This window comes from Bradyrhizobium sp. PRIMUS42, assembly GCF_023006515.1.
GTDB lineage: Bacteria > Pseudomonadota > Alphaproteobacteria > Rhizobiales > Xanthobacteraceae > Bradyrhizobium.
Genome location: NZ_JALBGZ010000289.1, coordinates 1 through 7,386, shown reverse-complemented (window position 1 = coordinate 7,386; position 7,386 = coordinate 1). Strand labels below are relative to the sequence as shown.

The window sequence follows — 7,386 nt, the reverse complement described above, 5'->3', positions numbered from 1 at the left end:
GGCCTGCACGGGCGGGGGCGGCGGGCGGCTCGGCGCCTAAGGCGTAAGCAGGGCCTGCCGTTATATTTGCGCTTGCCCGCTATGGCGCGGGGCGTAACCATCGCGGGGCCGTAACGCCACGCGAGGGTCCCGATGACCAGACTTACCCGCTTCGCCGTCGCACCGCTGCATTCGATGACCCGGCGTCTGGCCGATGTCGCCTCCGCGCGTCTCGCGCCCGATCTCGTCGTCACGGGCGCGCGGGTGCTTTCGACCTATTCGGAGCGCATCCACGCGAACCGCGAGGTCTGGATCACCGGCGGCCGTGTCGCCGCGGTGAAGCCGGCCGGAACAGCCAAGAAGGCGTGGAGCGGCGTCGCGACCTACGACGCGGCCGGCGGCATCATCGCGCCCGGCCTCGTCGATCCGCACATCCACATCGAATCCTCGATGGTGACGGCCTGTGCTTATGCGGAGGCCGCGCTGCTGAACGGCACCACCACGATCTTCTGCGACAGCCACGAGATCGGCAACGTCATGGACGTCGTCGGCGTCGAGGCGATGCTGGAGGACGCGCGGCAAGCGCCGCTGTCGATTTTCCTGACGGTGCCGAGCACGGTGCCGGCGACCTCGGCGGAGCTGGAGACGGCTGGCGGGGATCTCACGCCGGATAAGATCGCCGGCCTGTTCGACCGCTGGCCGGAGGCTGTCGCGCTTGGCGAGAAGATGGACTTTGTGCCCGTCACGATGGGCGACGAGCGTAGTCACGCCATCCTCGCGGCCGCGTTGAAGCGTGGCCGTCCCGTCTCTGGTCACGTCTATGGCCGCGAATTCGTTGCGGCCTATGCGGCATCGGGCGTGACCGATACCCATGAAGCGATCGACCGCGACATCGCCGACGACCTGCTCGATGCCGGCGTCTGGGTGTTCCTGCGCGGCGGTCCACCGACGACGCCCTGGCACTCGCTGCCGCAGGCGATCCGCACGGTCACCGAGTTAGGGGCCTCGCACAAGCGGACGGCAGTTTGCACCGACGACCGCGATGCCGACGATCTCCTGTTGTTCGGTCTCGACTGGGTGGTGCGGGAAGCCGTGAAGGCCGGCATGTCGCCGGAGCAGGCATGGTCGATGGGCTCGCTGCACGGCGCAACCCGCTTCGGCATGGACGGCGACATTGGCGGGCTTGGTGGCGGGCGCCGGGCCGATCTCGTGCTGATGGACGATCAGCTCAAGCCACAATGCACCTGGTACGGCGGTGAGCTGGTGGTCGAGCGCGGCAGGATCACGCCGCTTCTCGATCAGGCGCTATCGCAGCGCTATCAATATCCGAAGGCTGCTTACGCCACCGTCAAACTGCCGGAGACGATGAAGCTGACGCCGGAGCTGCCGGCGAAGGCTTGCACCGTCAACGCGATCAGGACCGCGCTGCCGGGCATCACGCTGATCCACGAGAAGGTCAAGATCGAGCCGGCAAAGGATTGGCCGGAATTGTTCGCGCGCTACGGCCTGTGCTTCGTCACGGTGGTCGAGCGCCACGGCAAGTCGGCTGGCAACGTCGCTTACGGCCTGCTGAAGGATTTTGGTCTGAAGCGCGGCGCGGTCGCCTCCAGCGTCGGCCACGACAGCCACAACATCATCGTTGCCGGCACCAACGAGGCCGACATGCAGGTCGCGATCGCCGCCATCAAGGAGCAACAGGGCGCCGTCTGCCTCGTCGCCGAGGGCAAGGTGAGGGCGCTGGTGCCGCTGCCGATCGCCGGACTCCTGTCCGACAAGCGCGTCACCGAAGTGGCCGAAGAGGTCAAGGTGCTGAAGAAGGAATGGGCGGAAGCCGGCTGCACCATCCCCTACATGGGCTTCAATCTGATTCCGCTATCGGTCATTCCGGAAATTCGTATCACCGACAAGGGCCTCGTGCTGGTACCGCAAATGGAGCTGGCACCGCTGTTCGAGTGAGCGGCAGGCGGCGCGATCAGACGTGTGAAATCACCCAAATCCCGCGAATGACCATTGCATACAAGATCATGGTGGCCATGGACGCGAAGGCAAGCACAATGCCGCCCTTGAGCGGGAGCGGTTCGAGCGCAATCGTCTGGTGGCCTGACAGATAGCGGTGCAGCGCGAACAGCAGAAATGGAATGCCGATCAGGAAAGATTGAAAGTAGATCGCCAGGCCGAGGCCAACCAGTACCCCGATCCATCCCATGATCACGGCAAACGTTCGGTTCACCGAGCCGACCAGTGCATTGAGAATCAGGCCGCCATCGAGTGGATAGATCGGCAGCAGGTTGGCGGCATTGACGATCGCCATCATCTCCGTTGCCTTAAGCAGCTCGATCTTCCCGGTCGCTTGATACATTGCGAACAGTCCGAGTGTCGGAATGAGGCTGAAGCCAGGTCCCATCAGCGCGATAAATCCCAACCGACCCTCGCTTCGATACGCCCTCTTTGGAATCGCGGCGCCGCCGAAGAACGGGATGAGGTAGATGCCGTGAACTCCGACGCCGGTCATCAGCATCGCCACGGCGTGTCCAGCTTCGTGCAAAGCGATTACGATCGACAGCAGCAGCGCGGACTTCAAGCCAAACAAGTAGCAGAAACTGAGCAATGCCAGGACCGACAGCACCAATCCGTGATTGGCAATCGCTGCAAGCTGGCTGTGCGTACCGGCTTCCAATTCGCATTGCTGCTTGATCATGTCCGCCATTCGGCGCAGGCCGATCGGATAGACGATGCGGTCGCTGAAGGAGCGGATGGTCAGTTCGTTGAACATGGTGAGCGCAGTCCCCTCGGGGATGGCTTCGACCGTCAGTCCGGTCTCGCGATCGCGACCGTCTTCCGGCGGGACCGAGAGCGTGTGCTCGACCGCCCGCGAGGTGAAGATGCCCCGGTCTTCGTCGCGTATGATCTCGCGGGAGACCGCCCGTGCCCTGGGTTGGCCGCTGATAGCGACACGCGTCAGCCAAAGACCGTGGTCGTCGGGCAGAGGGCCATGCGAAATCTCGATCACCGGCGGTCCGTTTAGGACGATCAGATTAGCGGTATTGAATCGCCACACGGCCTCGCGCGGCGCCTTGATCAGGACAGTGGACGCAAAGCGCGGTCGATTGCGCGACCGCAACGCATCGAGGAGGCCCTGCAGGACGTAAAAAGCGATACGCAACAACTCGATCGGCAACGCCAGCAATCGCAGCATGTGGGGACTTCCGATAGATACCCTGAGATCATGCAACCTGCGTAGGCGGCTGGGGGTGATCTGGTCAAGCCGAGCTCGACGAGGCTGCACAGATTCTGTCGACGTTCATCGCAAGGGATGCGGCCGTATCCCGGTTTTCATTGATTTGCCGATCTAACCGATTGAAGTGTCCGCTGTTTTTCGGCGCCCGCCGCATCGTGGAAAATAAAATCGATCTCGTTGAGATCGGCTTCTGCACGCCCGATGATCTCGCTCGCTGACGCAATTTGAGCGAGGTCCGATATGGCGAAGATGCGAGCTATCGATGCGGCTGTCCGTATTCTGGAGAAGGAAGGCATCTCGACCGCCTTCGGGGTTCCCGGGGCCGCGATCAATCCGCTCTACTCGGCGCTGAAGAAGCGCGGCTCGATCCGCCACATTCTGGCGCGTCATGTCGAGGGCGCCTCGCATATGGCCGAGGGCTATACGCGGGCCAAGGCCGGCAATATCGGCGTCTGCATCGGCACGTCAGGGCCGGCCGGCACCGACATGATTACCGGGCTTTATTCGGCGATCGCCGACTCCATTCCGATCCTCTGCATCACCGGGCAGGCGCCGCGCGCGCGACTCTACAAGGAGGATTTCCAGGCCGTCGACATCGAGTCGATCGCAAAGCCCGTGACGAAATGGGCGGTGACGGTGCGCGAGCCGGCGCTGGTGCCGCGCGTGTTCAGCCAGGCGTTTCATGTGATGCGCTCAGGGAGGCCGGGGCCTGTGCTGATCGACATGCCGCTCGACGTGCAGCTGGCCGAGATCGAGTTCGACGACGAGACCTATGAGCCGCTGCCGGTCTACAAGCCCACCGCCACGCGCAAGCAGGTCGAGAAGGCGCTGGAGATGCTCAACGCCGCCGAGCGCCCGCTGATCGTCGCGGGTGGCGGCGTCATCAACGCCGACGCCTCCGATCTCCTGGTCGAGTTCGCCGAGATCACCAACGTGCCCGTCGTGCCGACGCTGATGGGGTGGGGCGCGATCCCCGACGATCACGTGCTGATGGCGGGCATGGTCGGCCTCCAGACCAGCCATCGCTACGGCAACGCCACGCTGCTCGAATCCGACTTCGTGCTCGGCATCGGCAACCGCTGGGCCAATCGCCACACCGGTTCGGTCGAGACCTACACCAAGGGCCGCACCTTCGTGCATGTCGACATCGAGCCGACCCAGATCGGGCGCGTGTTCAATCCCGATCTCGGCATCGTCTCGGACGCCAAGGCTGCGCTCGAGCTGTTCGTCGCCGTCGCCAGGGAGTGGCGGCGGTCAGGCAGGCTCCGCGAGCGCCAGGCGTGGCCCGTGGCCTGCCGCGATCGCAAGAAGACCTTGCTGCGCAAGAGCCATTTCGACGACGTGCCGATCAAGCCGCAGCGCGTCTATGAGGAGATGAACAAGGCGTTCGGTCGCGACACCACCTATGTCACCGTGATCGGCCTGTCGCAGATCGCGGGCGCGCAGTTCCTCGGTGTCTACAAGCCGCGCAACTGGATCAACGCGGGGCAGGCGGGGCCGCTCGGCTGGACATTGCCCGCGGCGCTTGGCGTGCGCGCCGCGTGTCCGGATCGCGAGATCGTGGCGCTCTCTGGCGACTACGACTTCCAGTTCCTGATCGAGGAGCTCGCGGTCGGGGCGCAATTCAATCTGCCCTACATCCACGTGGTCGTGAACAATTCCTATCTCGGCCTGATCCGCCAGGCCCAGCGTGGCTTCGACATGGACTATCACGTCCAGCTCTCGTTCGAGAACGTCAATGCGCCGGAGCTCAATGGATATGGCGTCGACCACGTCGCGGTCGCCGAAGGCCTCGGCTGCAAGGCAATCCGCGTCACTGACCCGAAGGACACGCAGGCGGCATTCGCCACCGCGCGCGAATTGATGGCCAAGCACCGCGTGCCCGTGGTGGTCGAGTTCATCCTGGAACGCGTCACCAACATCGCGATGGGCACGGAGATCGACAATATCGTCGAGTTCGAGGAGGTGCTGGACCTTCCGCTCGACGAGGTCGCAACCACACGCGTGTTGCAGCCGGCGGAATAGGAGAGAAGATCATGCCGAAGTTTGCCGCCAACCTCACCATGCTCTTCAACGAGATGCCGTTCCTCGACCGCTTCAGTGCTGCGAAGGCGGCGGGCTTTTCCGGGGTCGAGTATCTCTTTCCCTATGATTTCGAAAAGGCGCAGCTGCGCAAGCAGCTCGAGGCCCACGGCCTGACGCAGGTGCTGCACAATCTGCCGGCGGGCAACTGGGCGGGAGGCGAGCGTGGCATCGCGATCCTGCCCGATCGCACCGCCGAATTCCGCGACGGCGTGTTCCGCGCGATCGACTACGCCAAGGCGCTGGATTGCGAACAGCTCAACTGTCTCGTCGGTATCGCGCCTGCCGATGCCGATCCACGCGAGCTTCAGGAGACGCTGGTCGGCAATCTGCGCTTTGCGGCTTCGACGCTGGCGCGGGAGAACATCAAGCTCCTGGTCGAGCCGATCAACACGCTCGACATTCCCGGCTTCTTCCTCAACGGCACCGAGCAGGCGGTGCAGCTGATCTCGGATGTGCGGTCGAATAACCTCTTCATCCAGTACGACATCTACCACATGCAGATCATGGAAGGCGATCTCGCCCGCACCATGCAGGAATATCTGCCGCAGATCGCCCACATCCAGCTCGCCGACAATCCCGGCCGCCACGAGCCGGGCACCGGCGAGATCAACTACCCCTTCCTGTTCCGCCATCTCGATGCGATCGGCTATCGCGGCTGGATCGGCTGCGAATACAAGCCCCGCACCACGACGCTGGAAGGCCTTTCGTGGCACGCCGCGCAGACGTTCGAGACGTGAGACCACGGTTGCGGTGCGCTCCCTCTCCCGCTTGCGGGAGAGGGCTGGGGAGAGGGTATCTCCACGATGGGAATCTCTGAGGCGCGCCGAGAAAGTCCCAAGGAGGAGAAAGCCCTCACCCGGCACTGCGTGCCGACCTCTCCCGCAAGCGGGAGAGGTGCATCGAGCGCGTGGATCGACTTAGCCCAAATCTGGAGGAATTAGACATGATCGACATCGGCTTCATCGGACTTGGCACCATGGGACGGCCGATGGCCGGTCATCTCCTGGCCGCGGGCCATCGCGTTCTCCTGCACGACGTCGCGCCCGTTGCGCCGGACCTGATTGCGGCCGGTGGCATTGCCTGCAAGTCCAGCAAAGAGGTCGCGGAAGAGGCGGACGCGGTCATCATCATGGTGCCTGATACCCCGCATGTGGAGGCCGTGCTGTTCGGCAAGGACGGGGTCGCCAGCGGCATTTCCAAAGGCAAGATCGTCGTCGACATGAGCTCGATCTCGCCGCTGGCGACCAAGGAGTTCGCGAAGAAGATCGAGGCGCTGGGTGCTGACTATCTCGACGCGCCGGTGTCGGGCGGAGAGGTCGGCGCCAAGGCCGCGAGCCTCACCATCATGGTGGGCGGGCCGGAGCGGGCGTTCAACACCATGAAGCCGGCCTTCGACAAGATGGGCAAGAACGTCACCCGCGTCGGCGCCAATGGCGACGGGCAGACGACGAAGGTTGCCAACCAGATCATCGTCGCGCTGACGATCGAGGCGGTGAGCGAAGCCCTGTTGTTTGCATCGAAGGCCGGAGCCGATCCGGCGCTGGTGCGGCAGGCACTGATGGGCGGATTCGCCTCCTCGCGCATCCTCGAAGTCCACGGCGAGCGCATGGTGAAGCGCAATTTCGATCCCGGCTTCCGCATCGAGCTGCACCAGAAGGATCTCAACCTCGCGCTCGAAGGTGCGCGTGCGCTCGGCCTTGCGCTGCCGAGCACGGCTGTGGCGCAGCAATTGTTCTCGTCCTGCACCGCGCATGGCGGCAAGGGGTGGGATCATTCGGCGATGGTGCGGGCGCTGGAACTGATGGCGGGGCACGAGATCGCTGCTAGCTGAACTGTTACGCCGTAACAGTCTCCAGATCTGGGGTGTCTTTCGCCACGGGGAACCGGAACAACGGCCCGGCCCCGTGGTTGAAGGCGCGTATCAATCACTGGAGGCTTAAGACATGAAAACTCGTCTTGCGATTACGTTGGCTGCCGCGTCGCTGCTGGCGTCGAGCGCAGCCTTTGCCCAGTCGACGACCGAACAAGGCGCCAGGGATGGCGCGCGCGCGGGCGGCGATATCGGTGGTCCGGTCGGCGCGATG

At 64.0% G+C, this 7,386-nt stretch carries 5 protein-coding genes; 4 read left to right on the top strand and 1 reads right to left on the bottom strand.

Features of this window, described 5'->3' with window-relative positions; all coding sequences use genetic code 11:
- Window positions 1–132: 132 nt before the first annotated feature.
- Window positions 133–1,935: an adenine deaminase C-terminal domain-containing protein gene (locus tag MOV75_RS20850; RefSeq protein ID WP_246922317.1), complete on the top strand. Its 1,803-nt coding sequence runs from the start codon at window positions 133–135 to the stop codon at window positions 1,933–1,935.
- A 16-nt stretch (window positions 1,936–1,951) separates the two neighbouring features.
- Here the strand turns inward: MOV75_RS20850 and MOV75_RS20845 are convergent, their stop codons facing one another.
- Window positions 1,952–3,175, bottom strand: coding sequence for a metalloprotease (locus MOV75_RS20845; RefSeq protein ID WP_247006513.1), 1,224 nt, complete (start codon window positions 3,173–3,175; stop codon window positions 1,952–1,954).
- A 282-nt stretch (window positions 3,176–3,457) separates the two neighbouring features.
- Here MOV75_RS20845 and gcl point away from each other — a divergent pair, with 282 nt between their 5' ends.
- The 3 genes from gcl to MOV75_RS20830 all read left to right on the top strand — a co-directional run bounded on the left by gcl (window position 3,458) and on the right by MOV75_RS20830 (window position 7,133).
- A complete protein-coding gene (gene gcl, locus MOV75_RS20840; RefSeq protein ID WP_246922323.1) occupies window positions 3,458–5,242 on the top strand; it encodes a glyoxylate carboligase in 1,785 nt (594 codons plus the stop codon).
- Between the two features lie 11 nt (window positions 5,243–5,253).
- A complete protein-coding gene (gene hyi, locus MOV75_RS20835) occupies window positions 5,254–6,039 on the top strand; it encodes a hydroxypyruvate isomerase (RefSeq protein ID WP_246922325.1) in 786 nt (261 codons plus the stop codon).
- A 191-nt stretch (window positions 6,040–6,230) separates the two neighbouring features.
- Window positions 6,231–7,133 carry a 2-hydroxy-3-oxopropionate reductase gene (locus MOV75_RS20830; protein WP_258719529.1) on the top strand — a complete coding sequence of 301 codons (903 nt, stop codon included), beginning with the start codon at window positions 6,231–6,233 and terminating at the stop codon, window positions 7,131–7,133.
- Window positions 7,134–7,386: the final 253 nt, after the last annotated feature.